The sequence below is a fragment of the Pseudomonas sp. R1-15 genome (assembly GCF_051132085.1).
Classification (GTDB): domain Bacteria; phylum Pseudomonadota; class Gammaproteobacteria; order Pseudomonadales; family Pseudomonadaceae; genus Aquipseudomonas.
The window spans coordinates 3505438-3529947 of the sequence record NZ_CP071660.1 but is presented as its reverse complement, the minus strand read 5'-3'; the positions used below and the strand labels follow the sequence as shown (position 1 = coordinate 3529947).

The 24510-nt window shown below is 61.9% G+C and carries 23 protein-coding genes; 9 read left to right on the top strand and 14 right to left on the bottom strand.

Annotation, left to right across the window (positions count from 1 at the left end):
- Positions 1-77 precede the first annotated feature (77 nt).
- Positions 78-500 carry a homoprotocatechuate degradation operon regulator HpaR gene (gene hpaR, locus J3P97_RS15965; protein WP_434573669.1) on the top strand — a complete coding sequence of 141 codons (423 nt, stop codon included), beginning with the start codon at positions 78-80 and terminating at the stop codon, positions 498-500.
- A gap of 63 nt (positions 501-563) precedes the next feature.
- On the opposite strand, the gene hpaI is transcribed toward hpaR (J3P97_RS15965), so the two are convergent.
- The 8 genes from hpaI to J3P97_RS15925 form a co-directional block, all read right to left on the bottom strand.
- Positions 564-1361 (bottom strand): 4-hydroxy-2-oxoheptanedioate aldolase, encoded by a 798-nt coding sequence (hpaI, locus tag J3P97_RS15960; protein ID WP_434672236.1) that lies wholly within the window; start codon positions 1359-1361, stop codon positions 564-566.
- A gap of 13 nt (positions 1362-1374) precedes the next feature.
- The gene (hpaH, locus tag J3P97_RS15955) at positions 1375-2178 is read right to left on the bottom strand and encodes a 2-oxo-hept-4-ene-1,7-dioate hydratase (RefSeq protein ID WP_434672235.1); all 804 of its coding nucleotides are present in this window, start codon (positions 2176-2178) and stop codon (positions 1375-1377) included.
- A gap of 11 nt (positions 2179-2189) precedes the next feature.
- Positions 2190-3494, bottom strand: coding sequence for an MFS transporter (locus J3P97_RS15950; RefSeq protein ID WP_434672234.1), 1305 nt, complete (start codon positions 3492-3494; stop codon positions 2190-2192).
- Positions 3495-3536: 42 nt separating this feature from the next.
- Positions 3537-3929, bottom strand: a complete 393-nt coding sequence (locus J3P97_RS15945; protein WP_434672233.1) for a 5-carboxymethyl-2-hydroxymuconate isomerase — start codon at positions 3927-3929, stop codon at positions 3537-3539.
- 82 nt (positions 3930-4011) lie between these two features.
- The gene (gene hpaD / locus J3P97_RS15940; RefSeq protein ID WP_434672232.1) at positions 4012-4869 is read right to left on the bottom strand and encodes a 3,4-dihydroxyphenylacetate 2,3-dioxygenase; all 858 of its coding nucleotides are present in this window, start codon (positions 4867-4869) and stop codon (positions 4012-4014) included.
- A gap of 206 nt (positions 4870-5075) precedes the next feature.
- Positions 5076-6536, bottom strand: a complete 1461-nt coding sequence (gene hpaE / locus J3P97_RS15935) for a 5-carboxymethyl-2-hydroxymuconate semialdehyde dehydrogenase (protein WP_434601046.1) — start codon at positions 6534-6536, stop codon at positions 5076-5078.
- A 5-nt stretch (positions 6537-6541) separates the two neighbouring features.
- A complete protein-coding gene (locus J3P97_RS15930; protein ID WP_434672231.1) occupies positions 6542-7312 on the bottom strand; it encodes a fumarylacetoacetate hydrolase family protein in 771 nt (256 codons plus the stop codon).
- Complete coding sequence (locus J3P97_RS15925) at positions 7309-7986, bottom strand: fumarylacetoacetate hydrolase family protein (RefSeq protein WP_434672230.1); 678 nt, start codon at positions 7984-7986, stop codon at positions 7309-7311. The genes J3P97_RS15930 and J3P97_RS15925 overlap by 4 nt, the downstream gene beginning before the upstream one ends.
- A 184-nt stretch (positions 7987-8170) precedes the next feature.
- Here J3P97_RS15925 and hpaA point away from each other — a divergent pair, with 184 nt between their 5' ends.
- Both hpaA and hpaR (J3P97_RS15915) read left to right on the top strand, forming a co-directional pair.
- Positions 8171-9082, top strand: coding sequence for a 4-hydroxyphenylacetate catabolism regulatory protein HpaA (gene hpaA, locus J3P97_RS15920; protein ID WP_434672229.1), 912 nt, complete (start codon positions 8171-8173; stop codon positions 9080-9082).
- Positions 9083-9297: 215 nt separating this feature from the next.
- Positions 9298-9720 (top strand): homoprotocatechuate degradation operon regulator HpaR, encoded by a 423-nt coding sequence (hpaR, locus tag J3P97_RS15915; protein WP_305500516.1) that lies wholly within the window; start codon positions 9298-9300, stop codon positions 9718-9720.
- 189 nt (positions 9721-9909) lie between these two features.
- On the opposite strand, the gene J3P97_RS15910 is transcribed toward hpaR (J3P97_RS15915), so the two are convergent.
- A complete protein-coding gene (locus J3P97_RS15910) occupies positions 9910-10125 on the bottom strand; it encodes a phage infection protein (protein ID WP_434672228.1) in 216 nt (71 codons plus the stop codon).
- Positions 10126-10626: 501 nt separating this feature from the next.
- Here J3P97_RS15910 and J3P97_RS15905 point away from each other — a divergent pair.
- The 3 genes from J3P97_RS15905 to J3P97_RS15895 are packed head-to-tail and all read left to right on the top strand — an operon-like array spanning position 10627 to position 13525.
- The gene (locus J3P97_RS15905) at positions 10627-11172 is read left to right on the top strand and encodes a TRAP transporter small permease (RefSeq protein ID WP_434672227.1); all 546 of its coding nucleotides are present in this window, start codon (positions 10627-10629) and stop codon (positions 11170-11172) included.
- A complete protein-coding gene (locus J3P97_RS15900) occupies positions 11169-12449 on the top strand; it encodes a TRAP transporter large permease subunit (protein WP_434601037.1) in 1281 nt (426 codons plus the stop codon). Before J3P97_RS15905 ends, J3P97_RS15900 begins: the two co-directional genes overlap by 4 nt.
- A gap of 56 nt (positions 12450-12505) precedes the next feature.
- The gene (locus tag J3P97_RS15895; protein WP_434672226.1) at positions 12506-13525 is read left to right on the top strand and encodes a TRAP transporter substrate-binding protein; all 1020 of its coding nucleotides are present in this window, start codon (positions 12506-12508) and stop codon (positions 13523-13525) included.
- 969 nt (positions 13526-14494) lie between these two features.
- Here J3P97_RS15895 and J3P97_RS15890 read toward each other — a convergent pair.
- Positions 14495-15286, bottom strand: a complete 792-nt coding sequence (locus J3P97_RS15890) for a transporter substrate-binding domain-containing protein (RefSeq protein ID WP_434672225.1) — start codon at positions 15284-15286, stop codon at positions 14495-14497.
- An 88-nt stretch (positions 15287-15374) separates the two neighbouring features.
- Positions 15375-16028 (bottom strand): TetR family transcriptional regulator, encoded by a 654-nt coding sequence (locus J3P97_RS15885; protein ID WP_434672224.1) that lies wholly within the window; start codon positions 16026-16028, stop codon positions 15375-15377.
- Positions 16029-16169: 141 nt separating this feature from the next.
- Between J3P97_RS15885 and J3P97_RS15880 the strand changes: the two genes are divergently transcribed.
- Positions 16170-17393, top strand: a complete 1224-nt coding sequence (locus J3P97_RS15880) for an arabinose transporter (RefSeq protein ID WP_434672223.1) — start codon at positions 16170-16172, stop codon at positions 17391-17393.
- On the opposite strand, the gene J3P97_RS15875 is transcribed toward J3P97_RS15880, so the two are convergent.
- Both J3P97_RS15875 and J3P97_RS15870 read right to left on the bottom strand, forming a co-directional pair.
- Positions 17390-18022: a response regulator gene (locus J3P97_RS15875; RefSeq protein ID WP_434672222.1), complete on the bottom strand. Its 633-nt coding sequence runs from the start codon at positions 18020-18022 to the stop codon at positions 17390-17392. The genes J3P97_RS15880 and J3P97_RS15875 overlap by 4 nt on opposite strands.
- A gap of 31 nt (positions 18023-18053) precedes the next feature.
- Positions 18054-19415 carry a cache domain-containing protein gene (locus tag J3P97_RS15870; RefSeq protein ID WP_434601032.1) on the bottom strand — a complete coding sequence of 454 codons (1362 nt, stop codon included), beginning with the start codon at positions 19413-19415 and terminating at the stop codon, positions 18054-18056.
- 314 nt (positions 19416-19729) lie between these two features.
- Here J3P97_RS15870 and J3P97_RS15865 point away from each other — a divergent pair, with 314 nt between their 5' ends.
- Both J3P97_RS15865 and J3P97_RS15860 read left to right on the top strand, forming a co-directional pair.
- Positions 19730-21790, top strand: a complete 2061-nt coding sequence (locus tag J3P97_RS15865; RefSeq protein WP_434573701.1) for a carbon starvation CstA family protein — start codon at positions 19730-19732, stop codon at positions 21788-21790.
- 15 nt (positions 21791-21805) lie between these two features.
- A complete protein-coding gene (locus J3P97_RS15860) occupies positions 21806-22003 on the top strand; it encodes a YbdD/YjiX family protein (RefSeq protein WP_003201656.1) in 198 nt (65 codons plus the stop codon).
- Positions 22004-22567: 564 nt separating this feature from the next.
- Here the strand turns inward: J3P97_RS15860 and J3P97_RS15855 are convergent.
- Positions 22568-24364 (bottom strand): methyl-accepting chemotaxis protein, encoded by a 1797-nt coding sequence (locus tag J3P97_RS15855; RefSeq protein ID WP_305500532.1) that lies wholly within the window; start codon positions 24362-24364, stop codon positions 22568-22570.
- Between the last annotated feature and the right edge of the window lie 146 nt (positions 24365-24510).

Genomic DNA, 24510 nt, shown 5'->3' with positions numbered 1-24510 from the left:
GCACAAAGCTGAGTGTTCCAGCGTGAAGCTGATAAGATTTGGTTAACTCATTAACTATTTTTCCGCGAAAACATGTCATGCCCAAACCCCGGCAATCCCTGACCTTGACCCTGCTGCAGGCCCGTGAAGCAGCCATGGCTTTTTTCCGTCCATCGCTGAACCAGCACGGATTGACCGAGCAACAGTGGCGGGTCATCCGCATCCTCAGCCAGCATGACGAGCTGGAAATCAATCGCCTGGCCGAACTGGCCTGTATCCTCAAGCCGAGCATGACCGGCGTACTGGTACGCATGGAAGCAGCGGGCATGGTCGTGCGGCGCAAGGCCGAACAGGACCAGCGCCGCGTGCTGGTGCGCCTGGCCCCCCAGGGCCAGGCATGCTTCGACTCGATGAGCCAGAGCATGGAGGAAAACTACCAGCGTCTACAGGGGCGGTTGGGGGAGGAGAAATTGCAGACGTTGTTGGGGTTGCTTGATGATCTCAAGACAATCAAACGCTAGAAGGCGCGAGTGGTTCACCTTGTGGTGAGGTAGCTTGCTCCCTCACCACAAGGTGACGGTGAGTCAGTAGACACCCCCGGTCGATGGTTTTGGGGTGTTCTTGAATGTTGCAGCCAACGCCTGTAACCCACGCATCAGCACCGTCGTGTCCACGCCCACGGCGACAAAGGCTGCGCCGAGTTCGATGTAGCGTCGGGCGAGTGTCTCGTCGGCACTGAGGATCCCGGCCGCTTTGCCCGCCTGGCGAATGCGCGCGATGGCGTCCTCGATGGCGGCTTGCACTTGCGGGTGGCCGGGATTGCCGCGATGGCCCATTGATGCGCTCAAGTCCGCCGGGCCGATGAACACCCCGTCGACGCCCTCGACGGCGGCGATGGCGTCCAGGTTGGCGAGTCCCTCGCAGCTCTCGATCTGCACCAGCAGGCACATCTGCTCATCGGCGTGGTCGAGGTAGCCGGCAATGCTGTTCCAGCGCGAGGCCCGGGCCAGTGCGCTGCCGACGCCGCGTACACCGTGGGGCGGGTAATGCATGGCGCGCACCAGTTCGCTGGCTTGGGCGGCGCTTTCCACCATCGGCACCAGCAGCGTTTGCGCGCCGATATCGAGCAGTTGCTTGATCAGCGCCGTGTCGCCTATAACCGGGCGAATCACCGGTTGGCCGGGGTAGGGCGCGATGGCCTGGAGCTGGCCGAGCACGGTGCGCAGGTCGTTGGGCGCGTGTTCACCGTCGATCAGCAACCAGTCGAATCCGGCATTGGCTGCCAGCTCCGCGCAGTAGGCGCCGGCCAGGCCCAGCCACAGGCCGATTTGTGCTTCACCGCTGCGCAGGCGTTGCTTGAAGGTATTGACGGGCATGTCCATGAGAAGTCTCCGGTCAGACGAAACGGCAAGCGATGGAGCCGAGCATGTCGTAGTCGACATGGAAGGTATCGCCCGGATTGGCCGCCACCGGGCGGGTGAAAGAGCCGCCCAGGATGATCTGGCCCGGCTGCAGCGTGACGTCGTAGGCCGCCAGTTTGTTCGCCAGCCAGGCCACGCCCTTGGCCGGGTGATTGAGCACCGCCGCCGACACGCCGGACTCTTCGATCACGCCGTTGCGATAGAGCACTGCCGGCACTTTGCGCAGGTCGATCTCGGTGGGCCGCACGGCACGGCCGCCCATGACCACGCCGGCATTGGCGGCGTTGTCGGAAATGGTATCGAAGACCTTGCGGGTGACCTTGGTCTGCGGGTCGATCTGCTGGATACGCGCATCGATGATTTCCAGCGCCGGAATCACCCATTCGGTGGCATCAAGCACGTCGAACAGCGTCACGTTCGGGCCTTTGAGCGGCTTGCCGAGAACGAACGCCAGCTCGACTTCCACGCGCGGCACGATGAAGCGTTCGAACGGAATGTCGCTGCCTTCATCGAAAAACATGTCGTCCAGCAGCGCGCCATAATCCGGTTCGGTGATATTCGACGAGACCTGCATCGCGCGGGAAGTCAGGCCGATCTTGTGGCCGACCAGCTTGCGCCCGTCGTTGATTTTTTGCGCGACCCAGGCGCGCTGGATAGCGTAGGCGTCATCGATGGTGATGCCTGGATGGTCGAGGGAAAATTGCCGCACCTGTTCCCGGGAGCGTTCGGCTTGGTCAAGGCGCGCGGCGGCTTGCTGGATGAGGCTTTGATCGAGCATGACAAGGATCTCTATTGTGGATTGACGATGGCTGCCCGGGTGCGCAGCACCAACAGGCCACCCAGGGCGATGAGCAGTGCCAGGACATAAAGGGCCAGGCTGGCGCTCTGGGTGGTGTCGCGCATCCAGCCGATCAGGTAGGGCGCGAAGAACGAAGCGATGCTGCCGAAGGAACTGATCAGTGCGATGCCGGCGGCCTGGGTGCTGTTGGACAGGAACGCCGGTGGCAGTTGCCAGAACATCGGCAACGCGGCACTGGCGCCCATGCCGGCGAGAATCAGGCCGCCCAGCACCAGGGTCGGATTGGCCGGGGAAAGCCCGGCGACGGCAATGCCAGTCGCCGCCATCAACAGCGGCACGCACAGGTGCCAGCGGCGTTCGCGGTGGTGATCGGAGGAGCGTCCGCAGCCGATCATGAAGAAACAGCCGGCCAGGTAAGGCACGGCGCTGAGCAGCCCGACCTTGCCATCGCTGCCGATGCCGGCGCCATGGATCAGGGTGGGCATCCAGAACGCCAGGGTGTTGACCGCCAGCATCACCGCGAAATACACCGCCACCAGCAGCCAGACCTGCGGGTTGCCGAGAATGGCCGGGAACGAGGTAATGGATTTGCGCTGTTCTTCGTGGCTCAGTTGCTCACGTAGTTGCTGCTTGGCGTCGGCGCTGAGCCAGTTGACCGTCTCGAAGCTGTCGGGCAGGCACTTGAGCACCACCAGGCCGAGCAGGATCACCGGCAAGCCTTCGATGATGAACATCCATTGCCAGCCGCGCAGGCTGCCGAAGTCATGGAAATGTTCCAGTATGCCGCCTGACAACGGCCCGCCGATCACGCCCGCCATCGGCACCGCAATGGCAAACAGCGCCGTGACCTGGGCCCGGCGCCGCGCCGGGTACCAGCGGTTGAGAAAGACCAGGATGCCCGGAAAGAACCCGGCCTCGGCCACGCCCAGCAGAAAGCGCAACACGTAGAATCCGCTGGCGCTTTCGATGAGGAACATGCCGGTCGACAACGCGCCCCAGACCACCATCAGCGTGGCGATCCAGCGACGCGGGCCGACCCGGTCCAGGGCCATGTTGCTCGGCACGCCGAACAGCGCATAGGCGATGAAGAACAGGCCGGCGCCGAAGCCATAGACCGTGTCGCTGAATTGCAGGTCGGCGCTCATCTGCATCTTGGCGAAGCCGATGTTGATGCGGTCCAGGTGGGCAAAGAGGTAGCAGACCAGCAACAGCGGCATCAGCCGCCAGGTGATGCTGGCATGGGTGCGGTCGTGCGCGAGGGTGCCGGCGGTGTCGGCAGTATTGGCTGTGCTCATGATCTTGTACTTTTTGTCTGAGAGGCCGATGGGGCGAACGGGCTAGCTGGACTGGCCCTTGAGAAAGGCGTGGACGTTGTTGGCCTTGAAGTTGAGCTGCTCGTGCAGCTCGATCATCTCGAACGACAACGCCAGCAGGCGTTGGGCCTGCAGGTCGGCGAAGTGCGTGGTGATCAGTTCGAAAAGTTTTTCCGCGACCTTTTGCCGGGTAGCCAGGTCGCGACCATGGCCGACCTTGAGCGTCATATGGACAAAGGCGTAATCGTGCTTGCCGTCGGCCATGCGCCAGGTGTCCAGGCGTACGCCACGGCTGCGGATGCCGCCCAAGGGAAACACGCCGCTGTCGCCCAGCAAGAGGTGGACCTTTTCAAACAGGCCGGGCAGGTCGGCCTGCTGCTCGATGTTATCGGTGTATTCCGCGATGAAATGGGGCATGGGGGCCTCCTGCGTCGGCAGCTTCGAGTTGTAAGCGGCAAGCGGCAAGTTGAGGCGATCAGCTTGAGCTTGCGGCTGTTGTTCAGACTGGAAAAATCGCGTTGATCTGGCCGGTGCCAGAGCTGCCGAAGGGCTCGGTGATGATTTCGGCGGGTTTGGCGTAGTCCGGCCCCCCGAGCAGCCCCAGCAGCATCGCCGTGTCGTGCATCTTGCCTTCGCCGAAGCAGTGTTCGGCGTAGTCCGGCAGCATGGCGCAGAACTCTTTCCAGCGGCCTTCGCGCCACAACTTCACGACGTGCAGATCGACCTGTTTGTCGAATTCCCGCGTCCAGTTGTGGATGTTGGCTTCGGCGTTGCGGTCGTCGGAGAAACGGTGGGACAGCGAGCCGGAGGCCAGGACCAGGACCTTGCGGTCGCTCTTCTCGATGGCCCGGCGCACGGCGGCGCCGAAGGCAAAGCTGTCCTGCAGGCGGTGCCAGGCGCACCAGGCGGCAATCGACACCACGTTGAATTTCTGCTCCGCCGGTACATCCATGTGCATGTAGCGCATCGGCACCAAGGTGCCGTATTCCAGCTCGAGGCTGGGGATGTTGTGGGCCAGGGTCCTGATATCGGCGGAATTGGCTTCGGCGGCGATCAACTCGCCCAGCTCCGGGCAACCCGGGTATTCGTACTCCATGTTCTTGATGAAGTGCGGCAGTTCGTTGCTGGTGTAGATGCCTTTGAAATGCGCGCCGCTGTTGACGTGATAAGCGCTGTTGACCAGCCAGTGCACGTCGAACACCACGGCGGTATCGGCGCCGAGTTCACGGGCGCGACGGCCGATTTCCTTGTGCCCGGCAATCGCTGCCGCACGGCAGCCATGATGCTTGCCGGGCAGCTCGGACAGGTACATCGAGGGAACGTGGCAGATTTTCGCAGCCAGGACGACTTCGCCCATGATGATTCTCCTGAAATGTTGTTCTTGTTGATCTTGAAAGTGGTGAATCAGGTCTTGACCGATGAGCTCTCGTGGCGAGGGAGCTTGCTCCCGCTGGGACGGTCCGACGCTTCGGGCGAAGCGGCCCCATTTTTTTACGATCGCTACGCAATCGAGCGGGAGCAAGCTCCCTCGCCACGGGGCCATCGTCGCCAAAGAGGCTTGGGCTACACCCCCCACCGCGGAATGTGATGGCTGCCCATGGAAATGCACACGTTCTTGATCTCGGCGAAGACTTCGAAGCTGTACTGTCCGCCTTCGCGGCCGGTTCCGGAACCCTTTACGCCACCGAAAGGCTGGCGCAGGTCGCGCACGTTCTGGCTGTTGATGAACACCATGCCGGCCTCGATGCCATGAGCCAGGCGATGGGCCTTGCCGATGTCCTGGGTCCAGATATAGGACGCCAGGCCATATTCGGTAGCGTTGGCCAACCGCAACGCCTCGGCCTCATCCTTGAACGGAATCAGGCACACCACCGGGCCGAAGATTTCTTCCTGGGCGATGCGCATGTTGTTGTTCACGTCGGCGAACACCGTCGGCTGGATGAACTGGCCGCGACTCAGATGCGCCGGCAGGTTGGCCGGACGCTCCAGGCCACCAGCGAGCAGGGTGGCGCCTTCTTCGAGACCGATCCTGATGTAGCCGGTGACCTTGTCGTAATGGGCCTGGGTGATCATCGAGCCGACTTGGGTCTTGGGGTCCTGCGGGTCGCCGACGATCAGGCGTCTGGCGCGGGCGGCGAACTCGGCTACGAATTGGGGGTAGACACTTTCCTGGATGAAGATCCGGCTGCCGGCGGTGCAGCGCTCGCCGTTCAACGAGAAGATAGTGAACAGTGCCGCGTCGAGGGCACGGTCCAGATCGGCGTCTTCGAAAATCAGTACCGGTGATTTGCCCCCCAGTTCCATCGAGTACTTTTTAAGGCCAGCGGTCTGCATGATTTTCTTGCCGGTGGCGGTGCCGCCGGTGAAAGAAATCGCCCGCACGTCCGGGTGACGCACCAACGCATCGCCGGCCGTGGCGCCGTAGCCCTGGATCACGTTGAGCACCCCGTTGGGAATGCCGGCCTCGACGGCCAGGCGCCCGAGTTCGTTGGCAGTCAGGGGCGACAGCTCGGACATTTTCAGCACGGCGGTATTGCCCAGTGCCAGGCACGGCGCGGTCTTCCAGGTCGCGGTCATGAACGGCACGTTCCACGGCGACACCAAGGCGCAGACACCCACCGGCTGGTACAGGGTGTAGTTGAGCATCTGGTCGTCGACCGGGTAGGTGTGACCGTCCATCCGGGTGCAGACTTCGGCGAAGAAATCGAAGTTGTGCGAGGCCCTTGGGATCAGCACGTTCCTGGTCTGGTGGATCGGCAAGCCGGTGTCGAGGGTTTCCAGTTCGGCCAGTTTCGGCACGTTCTGTTCGATCAGCTCGCCGAGTTTGCGCATCAGCCGGGCCCGTTCTTTCGCCGGGGTGTTGGCCCATTTCGGAAACGCTGCCTTGGCCGCCGCGACAGCCTGGGCGACTTCCTCGGCGCCGCCGCTGGCGACTTCGCCAATGGCCTCGCCGGTGGCGGGGTTGTAGTTGACGAAGACGTCTTTGCTCTCGACCTCACGGCCATCGATCCAGTGTTTGATCATGCTGCTCAAGCCTCTTTCCGGGACGCGAAGAACTCGGCTTCGCTGACGATTGTGTTGACCAGGCGACCGACGCCTTCCACTTCCACGACCACTTCATCGCCCGGCACCACATCGGCCAGGCCTTCCGGCGTGCCGGTGGCGATCATGTCGCCGGGTTGCAGGGTCATGAAGCTGGACAGGTATTCGATGAGGTACGGAATGTCGAAGATCATGTCCTTGGTGCTGCCTTGCTGGCGCAACTCGCCATTGATCCAGGTGCGCAAGGTCAGGTTGCCGGGGTCGGCTACATCGGCAACGTCGACGATGTACGGACCGACCGGTGTCGTGGCGTCACGGTTCTTCACCCGCAGGTTGGGGCGGTAGTAGTTTTCCAGGTAGTCGCGGATCGCGTAGTCGTTGCAGACGGTGTAGCCGGCCAGGTAGTCCAGCGCGTCCTCACGCTTGACGTTGCGCGCCGGTTTGCCGATGACCGCCACCAGCTCGCACTCGTAGTGCATGTAGGCAACGTTGTCGGGCCGCCAGGTAACCTGGTTGTGGCCGGTGTAGGTGCCGGGGGATTTGATGAAGGCCAGTGGTTCGGTCGGCGGCTTGAACGCCAACTCCGCAGCGTGATCGGCATAGTTCAGGCCCAGGGCGAACATGCTGCCGGTGGCCGGGGGCAGCCACTGCACCTGGTTTTCGGCCAACAGCCGACCGTCGGCCAGGCGCACGGCGTTATCGTTCTCGACCGTGACGGCGTGGACCCGGCCTTCAAAGTGAATGCGTGCGCGTTTCATGAGGCGGCTCCTGTTTCCTCGGCCACGATGGTATTGACGAGTCGGCCGATGCCGCTGATGTCCACTTCGACGCGATCGCCGGGCAGTACATCGACCCGGCCCTCGGGCGTGCCGGTGATCAAGACATCGCCGGCATGCAGGGTCATGAACTCGCTGATCTCGGCGATCAAGCGGGGGATGTCGCGAACGAAATTGGCCGTGTTGTTCTGCTGGCGAACCTCGCCGTTGACGTACAGCGTGACCGCCAGGCTGTGGGGGTCGGCCACGTTGGCGCTGGGCACCAGGTCGGGACCGACGGTGCAAAAGCCATCCCGGCACTTGGCCTTGACGGCGGGGCGGTAGTAGCTGTCCTCCGGCAGGCTGAATTCATTGACCACGGTGTAGCCGGCCACATAGTCCAGCGCCTCGTCGGCGCTGACGCGACTGGCGGACTTGCCCATCACCACACCCAAGGCCGGCCCGGGTTGCAGGCGCTCGCCCTGGCCTGGATGAATCACCTCGGCCTCGTGCTGGTTGCGGGTGTTCGGCGTCTTGATGAACAGCACGGGCTTGAGCGGCGGCTTCTGGTAAGGCGCTTGCTCGAACTCGGCGAGGCGCTGCTTCAGCAGCCCCTGGTAGTTCAGCGCGACCCCGAACAGGGTGCCGGTCGCGACGTCATGCAGGGCACGGCTCATGCTTGTCTCCTGGGATGGCAGAGACCAGTGCTCTGCGAATATTGTTAATGTGTTAACAGTTATAATTAAGATGTTAACTATCGTCAAGCGTGGCAGAATCTTCCGGCACTGGTTGCCCTGCCGATTTCGGCGCAGCATGAGCGCAGGCAGTGGCCTGAATCAGAATAAAAACGAGTAATGAGTGATGACCGACCGGCAGCCGATCCCGAACATCAACATTGGCCAGGTGTACGACCAGCGCTACAGCGATGCCGAAGTGCATTACGACCGGCTCGCCAACCTGGCCGGCTTTTTTGGGCGCAACATGCCGGTCCATCGGCATGACCGGTTCTTCCAGGTTCACTACGTCAAGAGCGGCACCGTGCGGGTGTATCTGGATGATCGGCAGTACGTCGAATCAGGGCCGATGTTTTTTCTCACGCCGCCGACCGTTCCCCACGCTTTTGTTACCGAAGCCGACAGCGACGGACACGTATTGACGGTGCGTCAGCAACTGGTGTGGCAATTGATCGATGCCGATCCGAGCCTGGCGCCGGCGGGCGTGCAGATGCCGGCGTCCTGCGTCGCGCTGGCGCAGTTGGGGCCAGAGCAGACGGGGGAGGTGCGGCGGCTGGACTGCCTGTTCGAGGAATTGAGCGAAGAGGTGACGGCCGGGCGGCCGGGGCGCAGCGCGGCGCTGGACGGCTTGACGCGGCTGATCATGATCAGCCTGCTGCGGCTGTGCTCCAACTCCCTGGAAGCCAGGCCGGCGCGGCATGAAGACCTGAAGATCTTCCACCGTTTTAATGAGTTGATCGAAGCGCATTATTTCCAGCACTGGCCCCTGTCGCGTTATGCCGCGGACATTGGCGTGACCGAGGCGCGCCTCAACGACGTGTGTCGACGAATCGCCGACCTGCCTTCCAAGCGCTTGATCATGGAGCGCCTGATGCAGGAGGCCAAGCGGCTGCTGTTGTTCACCGGCAGCTCGGCCAATGAAATCTGCTACCAACTCGGCTTCAAGGACCCCGCGTATTTCAGCCGGTTTTTCCAGCGTTACGCCAGGCTGACACCGGGGGAGTATCGGCAACGGCAGTCGGGCATGTTGTTCAAATAGGTCGACTAACCCGTGGCGAGGGAGCTTGCTCCCGCTCGGCTGCGCAGCAGTCGTAAAGCCTGCCAATGCATTTCGTCCTGGACAGCGGGGTTGAATGGTTTTGGGGTCGCTTCGCGGCCCAGCGGGAGCAAGCTCCCTCGCCACAAAAGCGAGGCGCTTGCAGCAGCCTGCCGGCGACACTAAGCTGCCGACTCGCCCATCCATACAGTTAGAACATGGCCAACCCGAGACCCTCACTGACGCTGACTCTGCTGCAAGCCCGCGAAGCGGCGATGGCGTTTTTTCGTCCGGCGCTGAATCAGCATGATCTTACGGAGCAGCAGTGGCGAGTGATCCGCATTCTGCACCAGCAGGGTGAGTTGGAGAGCCACCAGCTCGCCCATCAGGCCTGCATTCTCAAGCCCAGCATGACCGGCGTGCTCACTCGCCTGGAGCGCGACGGGCTGGTGCGGCGGCAGAAATCCAGCCAGGACCAGCGTCGGGTTTTCGTTGGCCTGACCGAGCGCGGCCAGCAGTGTTTCGTGTCCATGAGCGAAGGCATGGAAAGCAACTACCGGCGGATCGAGGAACAGTTCGGCGAAGAAAAAATGCAGCAGCTGCTGGGTTTGCTCAATGAATTGAAAAACATCAAGCCCTGAACCCTGAAGCTTGAACCCTGGAGCTTGGAGCTTGGAGCTTGGAGCTTTTGTGGCGAGGGAGCTTGCTCCCGCTGGGCTGCGCAGCAGCCCCAAAACCATTCAACCCGGTTCTCCATGAAAAACCGGCTGGCAGGTTGACGACTGCTGCGCAGCCGAGCGGGAGCAAGCTCCCTCGCCACAACAGCGCTTTCATGCGGTGCTGCGTTCACGCAGCTCCTGCAACCGATCAGCCCCGCCTTCAGCCACGCGATTCTGAATCAGACGATCAGAGCCACCCTCAGCCAGCTGCTGCGCAGCCTGGCCATGGGAAGGGGAGTTCTTGGCCGAGGCCGCCGTCGACAAGCCGACACCGCCAACCAGCGTCAGGGCAATTGCGAGGGATGAAAGTTTCGAGAAATTGAACATGGTGATTCTCCTTGCGCGTTATTGAGTGGGCCGTGGCAGCGCCTGTGTGCTGCTGTCCGGTGTGTGCAGTTAAACGCGCAGGTGTATCGGCGATGTGTGCCGGGAAGGCGTGAAATCGCCGAATTCGTATCAATTCGCTGCCCATATACACAGCGATACAAATCCCCCCGTGACCAGCGGGTTAGACCCCGTAATCCACTGACCAGTGACCGATAATCGCACGCTAGTTCCGTCTTGATCCGTGCTCAGGCCCCGCAAGGTTATTGACCGGATTAACTGGGTAGTACATTTTAGCTGGCACTCAGCCTCGCCAAGCCCAGGCAAGGCCATAATAAAAAACAGAGGTCCTCATGCGCTCCCGTCCAATGGCTTTCGCCCCGTCCCACGCCTCCAGCTCCGGTATCTGCCGGGACGTTTCAGTTTCGATCCGATAGCGCACGCGTTTGCGCTCTGTCGCGCCGGATGCATGTCGGCGCTCGGTCAACCTGTGAGGTCTTCAAGATGACAAAAGTCGTCGATTTGTATTTCAAGCTGCTGAAGCTGCTGATTGTCCTGTGCATGGTCGCGATGATCGTGCTGGTGTTTGGCAACGTCGTGCTGCGCTATGCGTTCAACTCCGGCATCAGCGTTTCGGAAGAACTGTCGCGCTGGTTCTTCGTCTGGATGATTTTCCTCGGCGCCCTGGTGGCGCTCAAGGACCGCGCCCATCTGGGCATGAACAGCCTGGTCAAGCGCTTGCCGCCCGCCGGCAAGCGTGCCTGCCTGGCCATCAGCCATCTGCTGATGCTGTATATCTGCGGCTTGATCGTCAGCGGCAGCTGGCAACAGGCGGTGATCAACCTGGACGTGGTTGCGCCGGCTTCGGGTCTGTCGATGGCGTTGTTCTACGCCGCCGGCCTGGTGTTCGGCGTCAGCGCCACCGCCATTCTGCTGTATGAACTGTACCTGGCGCTGTTCGGCAAACTGGCGGATGACGAGCTGGTGATGGTCGAGGCCAGCGATGCCCCGGCAATCAACCACGACCCCCTCAAAGGTAGCCGCCCATGACCTTGGCCATTTTCCTCGGGTCGCTGATGGGCAGCATGGCGCTGGGTATGCCGATTGCCTTTGCCTTGCTGGTGGTCAGCGTCGCGCTGATGTTCTACCTGGACCTGTTCGATGCCCAGATCATCGCGCAGAACCTGCTCAATGGCGCTGATAGCTTTCCGTTGATGGCCGTGCCGTTCTTCATGCTCGCCGGTGAGGTCATGAATGTCGGCGGCCTGTCCAAGCGCATCGTCAACATCGCCATGGCGCTGGTGGGGCACAAGCGCGGAGGCCTGGGTTATGTCGCGATCATCGCCTCCTGCCTGTTGGCCTCGCTTTCCGGTTCGGCGGTGGCTGATGCGGCGGCACTGGCAGCGCTGCTGGTGCCGATGATGGTGCTGGCCGGGCACAACCGAGGGCGTTCGGCCGGGCTGATTGCCGCTGGCAGCACCATCGCGCCGGTCATTCCGCCGAGCATAGGTTTCATCGTTTTTGGCGTGGCCTCCGGGGTATCGATCTCCAAGCTGTTCCTGGCCGGAATTGTGCCCGGGCTCATGCTCGGTGCCGGGCTCGCCATCGCCTGGTGGTTCATCTCCCGCCGCGAGAATGTCGAGACGGCGCCCAAGCGCTCCCGTGCCGAGGTACTGCGCACATTGCTGGACGGCAGTTGGGCGATGGGCCTGCCGCTGATCATCATCCTCGGCCTCAAGTTCGGCATCTTCACCCCCACGGAAGCGGCGGTGGTCGCGGCGGTCTATTCGCTGTTCGTGTCGTTGGTGATCTACCGGGAAATGAAGATCAGCCAGCTGTACGAAGTGATCCTGTCATCGGCCAGGACCACCTCGGTGGTGATGTTGCTGGTGGCGGCCGCGATGGTCTCGTCTTGGCTGGTGACCATCGCCGACCTGCCGGGCCAGTTGGCCGACCTGCTGGCGCCGTTCATGGACAACCAGACCCTCCTGCTGCTGGTGATGATGGCGCTGATCATCCTGGTCGGCACGGTGATGGACATGACCCCGACCATCCTCATCCTCACGCCGGTGCTGATGCCCGCGGTGATCCAGGCGGGCATCGACCCGGTGTACTTCGGCGTGCTGTTTCTGATCAACACCGCGATTGGCCTGATCACGCCGCCGGTGGGCACGGTGCTCAACGTGGTCTGTGGCGTGGCGAAGCTGGAATTCGAGGAAATCGTGCGTGGCGTGTGGCCGTTCATGCTTGCGCAATTTGCGGTGCTGTTCCTGCTGGTGCTGTTCCCTCAGCTCGTCCTGGGACCGTTGAAGTTCTTCACCGGTTGATGCCGGTGCAATCCGTAGCAGCTCGAAACCAACAACAATAAAGATCGGAGACTGACATGCAAAAACTGATAAAAACCTTGCTGGCCGGGGCCTGCGCAACAGGCTTGCTGCTCGGCAGCGTGGCCGGCCACGCCGCTGAGATCCGCGAGCGTACCCTGCGTTTTGCCTTCCAGAACGTCAAGGAACATCCGCAAGGGCAGGGCGCGCAAAAGTTTGCCGACCTGCTCAGTGAAAAGAGCGGCGGCAAGCTCAAGGTTCGTCTGTTCCCTGGCGGAACCCTGGGCGGCGACGTGCAGACCGTCTCGGCCCTGCAAGGCGGCACGCTGGATATCACGGTGCTGAACTCCGGCATCCTCGCTGCCCAGGCCGCGGATTTCGCCATGCTCGATTTCCCGTTCCTGTTCAACAACGCCGAGGAAGCCCACGCGGTCATCGACGGGCCGGTCGGCCAGAAACTCGCGGCGCAGTTGGACAGCAAGGGCCTGGTCGGCCTGGGTTACTGGGACCTGGGGTTCCGTCACCTGACCAACAGCAAGCATCCGGTGGCGAAACTTGAAGACATGCAGGGCTTGAAGGTGCGCGTCATCCAGTCGCCGATCTATCTGGAAACCTTCAGTGCCCTGGGCGCCAACCCGGTGCCGATGGCTTTCCCGGAGGTCTATACCGGCCTGGAGCAACACACCATTGATGGTCAGGAAAACCCGTTCACGGTGATCGAAGGCAACAAATTCTACGAGGTGCAGAAGTACCTTTCGGTGACGGGCCACATCTTCAATCCGCAGTCGTTGATCATCAGCCAGAAAACCTGGAACCGCCTCAACGACGATGAAAAGGCGCTGATCCGCGAGGCCGCGAGCGAGGCGCAGAAGTTCCAGCGCGAAGTCACCGCGGCGAGCATGGACAAGGCCAAGGCGACGCTGGCGGGCGCCATGACCGTCAACGAAATCACCCCGGCCGAGAAAGATCGTTTCCGCGAACGCGTGCAGCCGGTGATCGATAAATTCGCCAAATCCCTGGACGGTGAGCTGGTAAAGATGATGTACGCCGAAATTGCCAAGGTGCGGGCGGGGCAGTGAGACCCCTTTAGAGACCCTGAACTGGACTGACCCCAAACTGTGGGAGCGAGCTTGCTCGCGATAGCGGTGTATCAGCAACGTCAATGTGGCAGATCTGACGCCATCGCGAGCAAGCTCGCTCCCACAGTCTGTTTTGGGTTGGACTCAGGATCTGCATGCGCCACAGATGTTCTTGTGGGAGCGAGCCTGCTCGCGAAAGCGGTGTGTCAGTCGATGAAGATGTCGACTGGTCTGACGCCTTCGCGAGCAGGCTCGCTCCCACAGTCTGTTTTGGGTTGGACTCAGGATCTGCATGCGCCACAGATGTTCTTGTGGGAGCGAGCCTGCTCGCGAAAGCGGTGTGTCAGTCAATGAAGATGTCGACTGATCTGGCGCCTTCGCGAGCAGGCTCGCTCCCACAATTTGTTTTGGGTTGGACTCAGGATCTGCGTGCGCCAAAGATGCTCTTGTGGGAGCGAGCTTGCTCGCGAAAGCGGTGTGTCAGTCAATGGAAAATGTCGACTGATCTGACGCCTTCGCGAGCAGGCTCGCTCCCACAGTCTGTTTTGGGTTGGACTCAGGATCTGCATGCGCCACAGATGTTCTTGTGGGAGCGAGCCTGCTCGCGAAAGCGGTGTGTCAGTTGATGGAAATGTCGACTGGTCTGGCGCCTTCGCGAGCAGGCTCGCTCCCACAGTTTGTTTTGGGTTGGACTCAGGATCTGCGCGCGCCAAAGATGCTCTTGTGGGAGCGAGCTTGCTCGCGATAGCGGTGTGTCAGTTGATGAAATGTCGACTGAGCGGACGCCTTCGCGAGCAGGCTCGCTCCCACAGTTTGTTTTGGGTTGGACTCAGGATCTGCATGCGCCACAGATGCCCTTGTGGGAGCGAGCCTGCTCGCGAAAGCGGTGTGTCAGTTGATGGAAATGTCGACTGGTCTGGCGCCTTCGCGAGCAGGCTCGCTCCCACAGGTTTTATATTTGCAGATACATCACTGGGCGCCGGGGACGGCCAGCCACTGTCCGATCACTTTCTGGTAGCTGCCATTGGCCTTGCTCAGGTGCAGCCACTGGTCGACGTACATTTTCCAGGTGTGGTCATCGCGCGGCAGCAGGTAGGCCTTCTCGCCGTATTGCAGGTACTGGGTCGGGTTGACGGCGCACAGGCCCGGTTTGAGTTTCTGCTGGTAGAGCGCTTCGGAGGCATCGGTGATCATTACGTCGGCGCGTTTTTCCAGGAGTTCCTGGAAGATGGTCACGTTGTCATGGAACGCCAACTGGCCCTTGGGCAGGAATGCCCGCACGAAGGCTTCGTTGGTACCGCCGGCAGGCTCTACAAGACGTACCGAAGGCTGGTTCATCTGCTCGATGGTCTGGTAGCGCGACTGGTCTTCGCAACGCACCAGGGGGATCTTGCCGTCAACGTCCAGGGTGCTGCTGAAATAGGCTTTTTTCTGCCGTTCCAGGGTCACCGAAATCCCGCCCATCCCGATGTCACATTTGCCGGCCAACATGTCTGGCATCAGGGTTTTCCAGGTGGTCTGGACCCATTGCACTTTGACGCCGAGGCTGGTGGCGAGGGAACGGGCCATGTCGATGTCGATGCCCTCGTATTCACCCGATGCGGCCTTGTAGGTATAGGGCTTGTAGTCGCCCGTCGTGCACACCCGCAGTTCACCTTGTTGCAGGACCTTGTCCAGATGCGAAGGGGTTGGCTCGGCCAGGGCGCTGCTGCAGAACGCCAGCAGGCCACAGAACGTCATCGTGCTTGTTATGGTTTTCATGGATCGGACGTCTCGCAAAGGGAGGGACAAGACGGGCGAGTGTAGTAAAAGTGTCGGCGGGCTGTCACCGGATCGTCGGGACGAGCAGTCAGCCTGGCGCGATCTCGACGGCTTTCTGCCGCAGACTCTCCAGATAGGCACAGAACATATCGGCCATGGCATCGGCATAGGCTCGGATTTCCTCGCCGGAGCGTGGCGTTGCCGAAAATTGCTTACCCACGGAACCGAGCGTGGTGATGATCAGGTCACCGGCCAGGGCGCGGGTCTGCGCGCTGGCTTCCGGCAGCACTTGTTGCATGAAAGCGTCCACCGATTGCTGCACCGAGATTCGCGCCGTCTGATGTTCGGGGGCATCGCGGTAGAGCGGGGCGGCGTCATTGAGGGCGATGCGTATCTGCGCCTCGTCGCATTCGGACTGGATGAACGCCTGCACCAGATCCCTCAATCGCTGCAGAGGCGGCTTGCCCTGGTCCTCGAGGATGTCCCGCAGCATGGCGGTGGTTTGTTGCCACTCGTCACTCTGCAACCGGAACAGGATCGCCGCCTTGTTCGGGAAGTATTGATACACCGACCCGACGCTGACACCCGCGCGCTCCGCCACACGAGCCACGGTGAAACGCGGGGCGCCGTGGCTTGCCAGAACCTGAACAGCCGCCTCCAGGACGGCCGCCACGAGTTCGGTGGAGCGGGCCTGTTTCGGCTGTTTGCGCGAGGAAATCTGCGGGCTTGGGCGTTCGGACATGAAGGTCATGCACCTCGAAAGGAATGCGAATAGGCAATGCGACGGATTATTCGTATCTTGAATGCGACTAATTGATCGCATTCTAGTCGGCTGCACAGACGCCGTTCAACTTCACTTCGCTTCCTTTCCATGGGTAGGGTCATGACTCAAGAAAATCTTCATCACGGCGCCGCATCGGCGCTCGGGGCAACCGTCGAGGCCAATCCGGCGCTCAAGCTGTTGCCGCTCACACTGACCGTGTTCGTCGGTTTCCTCACCATCGGCATGCAATTGCCGGTCTTGCCGCTGCACCTGCATGACACGCTGGGCATGGGCACGCTGGTGGTTGGCCTGGTGGTCGGGGCACAGTTCGCCGCGGCGCTGCTGTCACGGGCCTGGGCCGGCAATTTTGCCGACCTGCGTGGCGGCAAGCGCGCGGTCATGGCCGGGCTGGTGACGGCCGCCGTTTCCGGGCTGGTCTATCTGCTTTCCCTGGCGTTCGTTACCGCGCCGGTTACGTCGGTCTGGCTTTTGTCGGGCGGCCGCGTGCTGCTGGCGATCGGGGAAAGCCTCATCGTCACCGGAGCGATGGGCTGGGGCATCGGCCTGGTGGGGCCGCAGCATGCCGGCAAGGTCATGGCCTGGAACGGCATCGCCATGTACGGCGCCTACGCACTGGGTGCGCCGCTCGGTGTTGCGTTGAATGCCGGTTGGGGCTTCGTGGGTATCGTCCTGGCCTCGATGTTCGTGCCGCTGCTGGCCTTGGCGATTGTCGCCGGCGTGCGCGCCGTCGCCCCTACGGCGACCCGGCGTACACCGTTCTACAAGATGCTCGGCGCCGTCTGGGTTCCCGGCCTGGGGTTGGCGTTCTGCAGTGTCGGTTTTGGTGTCCTCACGGCGTTTATCGCCCTGTTGTTCGCGGCCCGGGAGTGGGGCAACGCTTCGTTGGCGTTCACCGCGTTCGGCGTGGCGTTCATCGGTGCGCGCCTGCTGTTCGGGCACCTTCCCGATAAGATCGGCGGCGCCCGTGTGGCACTGGTTTGTGTATTGATCGAAAGCGTTGGGCTGCTGCTGATCTGGAGCGCCGACAGCGCGACCAGCGCCTACCTGGGGGCGGCACTCACCGGTTTCGGTTATTCCCTGGCGTTTCCCGGCTTTGGCGTGGAAGCGGTACGGCGCGCACCACCACAGGCTCGCGGTCTCGCCATGGGCGCCTATGTCGCCTTTCTCGATATTGCCCTGGGCATCACCAGCCCGCTGGCCGGCCTGTTGGCCAGTGGCTGGGGCATTGGTGCGGTTTACCTGGGCGGCGCCATTGCCGTGGCGCTGTCATTTGTAGTGGCTTTGGTGTTGCTCGGAAGGCAGCCAGGCAAGCTCCCTCGCTAGCGGGAAACAAGTCCGTGATCGATCGCGTATTTCACCAGCGCCGCGGGCTTGTCGATATTGAGTTTGCGGCGGATGCTCAGGCGGTGGGTTTCGACGGTGCGTACGCTGATGTCCAATTCGCGGGCCATTTCCTTGTTGTTCAGCCCCTCGACCATTTTCGCCAGGACCTGGCTCTCGCGCGGCGTCAGTTCGCTGTCGGTGTTCGGGTCGGTGGCGAGGCGCTGGGCGATCTCGGCGCTGTAGAAGGTGCCGCCGCCGATGATGGCTTCGATGGCGGCAATGATCTCCTTGGAAGGGGAATTCTTCAGGACGTAACCGCTGGCACCGGCGCGCACGGATTCACTGATGTACTCATGATTGTCGTACATGCTCAGGATGAGGATCTTCAAGCCGGGGTATTGCTTGCCCAGCAGCCGGGTCAGCTCTAGGCCGTTCATGTCCTTCAGGCCGATGTCCATCAGCAGCAGGTCCGGCTGGCAGCGCCCGACCATGTCGATCGCTTGCGCGCCGTTCTCCGCTTCGCCGACCACGTCCAGGCGGGGCATGACGGACAGCAGCGCGCGAATACCGTCACGAACCAGCGAATGATCGTCGACCAGGGCGACGCGTATGGCGGGGGGCATGGTCATGGGCAGGTGCTCTTGTGGAAATGAACGCGCATCAACTTTCCGTGGCCGACAGGGTCATGGGCAACAGGATATCCAGTTCGCTTCGTCCCGGAACCGAGGTCATTTCCAGCCGCCCGCCAAAATGCTCGACCCGTTCGCGGATATTACGCAGGCCGATGCCGGTGTGACCACGCTCGACCTGCGGGACGTTGAAGCCCATCCCGTCATCCACCACGGTCAGGCGCAGGGATTGGCCCGAACCGAACAGGGTGATGGCGACTCGTTTCGCCCCGGCGTGTCGCTCGATGTTGGTCAGCGCCTCCTGGGCAATCCGGAACAGCGAGACCGGGGCGCCGTTTTCCAGGCGACAGTCGAACTCGTTGCTTCGGTAGGACACTTCCAGGCCACTGCGCTGTTCGAATTCGGCCGCGAGCTGGCCGATGGCGGCGGGCAGGCCCAGGGTATCGAGCAACGAGGAACGCAAATCATGGGAAATACTTCGGATTTCACCGATCGCTTCGCCCAGTCGATCGGTGGCATTCTTGAGGATGCCGAGGCCATTTTCCTGGCCGTTCTCGATGACATGGCTGGCCAGTTCGAACTGGAACTTGATCGAAACCAACAGCTGGCTGATGCCGTCGTGGAGCTCGCGAGACACCCGTGAGCGCTCTTCCTCCTGCAAGCTGACGATACGCTGGTTCAAGCGCTGCAGTTTCTTGTCAGCCAGGCGATGCTCGCTGACATTGAGGGTGATGCCGCCGGCAAACACCAGCAGCACCGCTACCAACGCGATGGCGGCGATCGCTTGCATGGTGGTGTGGATGCCCTGGGCCACTTCGGCGCGAGCCTGCTGGGTGGCTCGTTCGACGTCTTCCAGGTAGATCCCGGTGCCCAGCATCCAGCCCCAACGATCGAGCATCACGACGTAGGCGAGCTTGTCGGTTACCTGGCCGGAGGAGGGCTTGTTCCAGGCGTAGCGCTGAAAGCCTTCGCCTGATTCGGCGCTCTTGAGCAACGCCTGGATGACGGGCAGGCCCTGGGGATCCTTCATGTCCCAGAGATATTGCCCCACCAGCTCCGACTGGCGGGCATGCATCAGGCTGCGCCCCTGGCGGTCGTAGACGAAAAAATAACCGTTGATGCCAAAGCTGAGCTTGCGCAGTTCTTCCAGCACTTGCTGCTGCGCCCGCGCATCTCCCTGGCCGTCGTTGTACAACGGGGCGATCAGGCTCTGCGCCATCTCTACGTAGTTCTTCAGCTCGGCGCGTTTACTGGCCAGGATACTGTCTTCGATCAGCTGCGCCTGTTGGTCACCCAACTGGCGATTGAGCGAGATGACCAAGGCACCAATAACGGCAATCGCCAGGACCAGCGGCAGGATCCCGAGAGCGACGATCTTGTGTTTGAGCAGCATCTGTACTCCTGTCCGGATCCGGCGGGGAGGCGAATGGCGGCATCATATGCCAAACCCATGGGCGAAACATAAAACCTGTGGGAGCGAGCCTGCTCGCGAAGGCGTCGGGTCAGTCAGGATTATCGTTACCCGACACACCGCCTTCGCGAGCAGGCTCGCTCCCACAGGGGGACACAGGGAGGAAGGGGCATCTACGTAGTACTACGGATTTATTTATTGACGGCCAGCAGGGATATTGGGCCAGCTCCGAATTGCCGGGGCCACACTATAAAAACAATCGCCGCAATCCACTGGATATCGGCAGGAGACATGCAATGACAACCCGTCTGGTTAAACACCTCGCCTGGTTTGCCGTGGCTGTTCTGGGAGCGTGTGCGCTGAGCGTCGTGGCCCTGCGCCGCGGAGAGCCGATCAACGCCCTCTGGATCGTCGTCGCAGCCGTGGCCATCTACCTGGTCGCCTACCGCTACTACAGCCTCTTCATCGCCAACAACGTGATGCAACTCGATGCGCGCCGGGCCACGCCCGCCGTGCTCAACAACGATGGCCTGGACTACGTCCCGACCAACAAACACATCCTCTTCGGCCACCACTTCGCGGCCATTGCCGGCGCGGGGCCGCTGGTCGGGCCGGTGCTGGCGGCGCAGATGGGCTATCTGCCCGGCACGCTCTGGCTGATCGCCGGCGTGGTGCTGGCCGGTGCGGTGCAGGACTTCATGGTCCTGTTCCTGTCGACTCGCCGCAACGGTCGCTCGCTGGGCGACATGGTGCGCGAGGAAATGGGCCGCATCCCCGGCACCATCGCGCTGTTCGGCTGCTTCCTGATCATGATCATCATCCTCGCGGTGCTGGCGCTGATCGTGGTCAAGGCCCTGGCCGAGAGCCCGTGGGGCATCTTCACGGTGATGGCGACCATCCCGATCGCGATGTTCATGGGCATCTACATGCGCTACATCCGCCCGGGCCGCATCGGTGAAATCTCGCTCATCGGCGTGCTGTTGCTGCTCGGTTCGATCTGGCTGGGCGGGCAGATTGCCGCCGACCCGGTCTGGGCCAAGGCCTTCACCTTCACCGGGATCCAGATCACCTGGATGCTGATCGGCTACGGTTTTGTCGCCGCGGTGCTGCCGGTGTGGCTGATCCTGGCGCCACGGGACTACCTGTCCACATTCCTCAAGATCGGCACCATCATCGCCCTGGCGATCGGCATCCTGGTGACCATGCCCGAGCTGAAAATGCCGGCGCTGACCCAGTTCACCGACGGCACCGGGCCGGTGTGGAAGGGCGGTCTGTTTCCGTTCCTGTTCATCACCATCGCCTGCGGCGCGGTCTCGGGTTTCCACGCGCTGATCTCCTCGGGCACCACGCCCAAGCTGCTGGATAACGAAACCAACGCCCGCTACATCGGTTACGGCGGCATGCTGATGGAGTCGTTCGTGGCGATCATGGCGATGGTCGCGGCCTCGGTGATCGAGCCGGGCGTGTACTTCGCCATGAACAGCCCGGCGGCGATCGTCGGCACCGACGTGGTGGCTGTGGCCCAGACTGTCAGCAGCTGGGGTTTTGCAATCACCCCCGACGCGCTGCAAGCGGTGGCCAAGGACATCGGCGAAACCACCATCCTGGCCCGTGCCGGCGGTGCGCCGACTCTGGCGGTGGGTATCGCGCAGATCCTTCACTCGGTGCTGCCGGGTGAGAACACCATGGCGTTCTGGTACCACTTCGCGATCCTGTTCGAAGCGCTGTTCATCCTCACCGCGGTAGACGCCGGCACCCGTGCCGGGCGGTTCATGCTGCAGGACCTGCTCGGCTCGTTCGTGCCGGCCCTCAAGCGCACCGAATCGTGGACCGCCAACCTGATCGCCACCGCCGGCTGCGTCGCGCTGTGGGGCTACCTGCTGTACCAGGGCGTGATCGATCCGCTGGGCGGCATCAACACCTTGTGGCCGCTGTTCGGCATCTCCAACCAGATGCTGGCCGGTATCGCGCTGATGCTCGCCACCGTGGTGCTGATCAAGATGAAGCGCCAGCGCTACGTCTGGGTCACGCTGCTGCCGGCCAGCTGGCTGCTGATCTGCACCACCACCGCGGGCCTGATCAAGCTGTTCGACGCCAACCCGGCGATCGGCTTCCTGGCCTTGGCGCGCAAGTACAACGATGCCCTGGCCGCCGGCCAGATCCTGGCCCCGGCCAAGAGCATCGAGCAGATGCAGCACGTGGTGTTCAACGCCTACACCAACGCAACGCTGACGGTGTTGTTCCTGTTCGTGGTCTTCAGCATCCTGTTCTATGCGCTCAAGGTTGGCATCGCCGCCTGGGGCACGAAAGAACGCACGGACAAAGAAGCACCATTCCAGGCCCTGCCGGACGCTTGATAGGGGATTGCAACGATGTTCAATGACTTGAGTCGCCTCGGTAAATACCTCGGTCAGGCCGCCCGCCTGATGGTCGGCATGCCCGACTACGACAACTACGTCGAGCACATGCAAACCAAGCACCCCGACAAGCCGCTGATGGACTACGAGGCGTTCTTCCGAGAACGCCAGGAAGCCCGCTACGGTGGCAAGGGTGGCCCCAAATGCTGTTGAACTGAAGTAATCCCCTGTGGGAGCGAGCCTGCTCGCGAAAGCGGAGTGTCAGTCAAGGATGATGTCGACTGACTGGACGCCTTCGCGAGCAGGCTCGCTCCCACAGTTGTTTTCGGTTGGACTCAGGATTTGCGTGTGCCACAGATGCCCCTGTGGGAGCGAGCCTGCTCGCGATAGCGGTGTGTCAGTCAAGGATGAGTCGACTGACCTGACGCCTTCGCGAGCAGGCTCGCTCCCACAGTTGTTTTCGGTTGGACTCAGGATTTGCGTGTGTTACAGATGCCCCTGTGGGAGCGAGCCTGCTCGCGAAAGCGGAGTGTCAGTCAAAGATGATGTCGACTGACCTGACGCCTTCGCGAGCAAGCTCGCTCCCACAGTTGTTTGGGGTGAATTCAGGATTGTATGTGCGCAGAAAGGCCAATGTGGCGAGGGAGCTTGCTCCCGCTGGCGTGCGCAGCAGGCCCCGGCGGTTCTTCAGGCTGACCGCATCACCCGTCTTGCGACTGCTGCGCAGCCGAGCGGGAGCACGCTCCCTCGCCACAGTTGTCTGGCTTGATCCTTTGATCAGTCAGCCAGCAACACCGCCGCATCAAACCCCACCCGCAGGTTGCCCCAGTGACGGCCGCCAAAGAAGAACGGTACGTCGATTTCGGTCATGATTTCCCCGGTGTCGCGCAGGTAGGTCTGGAGCAGGAAGCGCTGGACGTTGCCCGCCGCGCGCAGGCCGATCGGGTCGTTGAAGATCCGCTTGTTGCGGCACACCGGCAGGTCGACCGCGCGGTCGCCGGTGGGTTGCTTGGACACCCAGCTGTTGTTGACCGGGCAATAGCCCTTCGTATCGACGATGAACGAGACCTTGCCGCCCGGCGTGCTGCGGGTCAGCTTGTCGCATTCTTCCTGGCAGACCCGGGCGAAGCGTTCGGTGTAGCTGGTCATGTATTGCTTGGGATCGGTGCCCGGGATCAACTGGTAATTCTGGTCGAACAGGTTGACGCCTTCTTCCTGCAGCGCCTGCAGCTGAACCTGGAGCGTGTCGCGGCATTCGCTGGCGCGGGTGATGGCGGCGTCCAGCTTGCCGTGGCCGAGCACGAAGCGGCCCAGCAGCGTCTGAACCTTCTCGGCAACACCGGAAAGATCGCGGGTGGCGGTCGCCGACTGCTGCATGCGCTGGTCGATCGACTGGCTGTCGGCATGGATCTGGGTGACGCGTTCGTTGATACCGGTGTTGGAGTCGGCGAACTGCTGGATGTGGTCGGCGATATCCGCCAGTTTGCCGTTGGTGGACTCGAAGTCGACGATCATGCTCTCGAAATGGCCAGAGGCGCGTTCCACTACCTTCTGGGTTTCCCGGGCGCTGTGGCTGATCTGGGTGGTCTGCTCGTGGGTGGAGCTGACCTCCTGGAGCATCGCGTCGATGTTGCGCGAAATATCGTCGGTAGCCCGGCTGACGTTTTGCGCCAGGGTGCGCACTTCATCGGCGACCACGGCGAAGCCACGGCCACTTTCCCCGGCGCGCGCCGCTTCGATGGCGGCGTTGAGCGCCAGCAGGTTGGTCTGGGCGGAAATCTGCTGGATCAGCCCGACGATGGATTTGATGCTCGACGAACGCTGGTTCAGCGCGTCCACCAGCGTGGCGAACTCACCCAGGCTGCTGGAGATCTCGCTGATGTTGCCGGTCACTTCCAGCAACTCGGCGTAGGAATCGCGGGCCATGTTCAGGTTCTGCGCGGTGGTGCTGGAGATGCCCTGGGTCTGGCGCGAGACTTCTTCGATACGGCCCACGGCGGTGTTGCTCTGGTCCATCACTTCCTTGGCGAAGCGCGCCTGGTGGGTCGCGCTGTCGCTGGAGTCGCTGATGTTCTTCAATGAACGGGCCGACTCCACGGCAATGTGCACCGTCAAGGCCTGGACGTTGCTGATGATCTCGCGCTGCTTGGCCAGGAAGCGGTTGCAGGTGGCGGCCAGCGTGCGGATCTCGTCATGGGTGACCAGCGGCAAGTCCTTGGACAAGTCGCCCTCGCCGTTGGCGATCTCTTCCAGCGCCTTGGTCATCACAGTGACGGGGCGCACGATGAGGTGGCGGAAATACCAGACCATGAAGCTGATCATGCCGAACGTCAGGAGCGCGCCGAAGAGCAGGGCATGGGTGAGGCTGTCGAGACGATCTTCGATCTGGCCCAGCAGCGCGGCGTCCAGTTGGGCCGTGCGCAACTGCACGAGAATATCGGCCCGGGCACTGACGGCGACCCAGTACAGCAGGCCACTGACGACGACCAGCAGGAAAAGGCTTGAAAGCTTTTTGGTGAGGGTATCGAAGAATTGCATCTCGATAGACTCGTACAAGGCCTTTAACGTCTGCATGCCGCTGCTCCTGGGCAAAAAAATCACTGAATGGAATACATTCGACCGCTGACGCCAAAGCTTTAGGGTAGCAGGGCGATTTGATATCACTTTCCACCATTTGACCTGACTCACTGCAAAAAACTGTGGGAGCGAGCTTGCTCGCG